Origin of the sequence: Mesorhizobium sp. M5C.F.Ca.ET.164.01.1.1 (assembly GCF_004792125.1) — a bacterium.
Taxonomy (GTDB): Bacteria; Pseudomonadota; Alphaproteobacteria; order Rhizobiales; family Rhizobiaceae; genus Mesorhizobium; species Mesorhizobium wenxiniae.
The window spans coordinates 1-316 of the sequence record NZ_SRTG01000406.1 but is presented as its reverse complement, the minus strand read 5'-3'; the positions used below and the strand labels follow the sequence as shown (position 1 = coordinate 316).

The following is a 316-nucleotide window of genomic DNA, read 5'->3' as shown; positions in this document are numbered from 1 at the left end:
CGTCGGTGTCGGTCGAGGGCCGCTCGATCGGCGAGACGGCGGCGAAGTTCGGCATCACGGAGACGGCGGTCAGGGTGTCGCTGCATCGCGGCCTTGCCGCCATCGCCAAACGCTTCGGGCGGGAGTGACATGAGGACCGAGGATCTCATTAAGGCGCTCGACGCCGACGTCCGCAGCAAGGCGATGCCGCTCGGCTCCGCCTGGCGGATGGCCGTCGCCGTGGCGGCGGTGGTCGCGGCCGCCGTGTTCTGGCTGACCATCGGCCCGCGTCCTGACCTCATGGTCGCTATGCACACGATGCGTTTCCTGTCCAAAT

General features: G+C 68.4%; 2 protein-coding genes. Both read left to right on the top strand.

Going from position 1 to position 316, the window contains the following annotated elements; genetic code table 11:
- Positions 1-128, top strand: a 128-nt coding sequence (locus tag EN807_RS34025) for a sigma factor-like helix-turn-helix DNA-binding protein (RefSeq protein WP_281405264.1), incomplete at its 5' end; no start/stop codon positions are given.
- Between the two features lies 1 nt (position 129).
- A partial coding sequence (locus EN807_RS34020; RefSeq protein WP_135938056.1) for an NrsF family protein occupies positions 130-316 on the top strand: 187 nt, incomplete at its 3' end.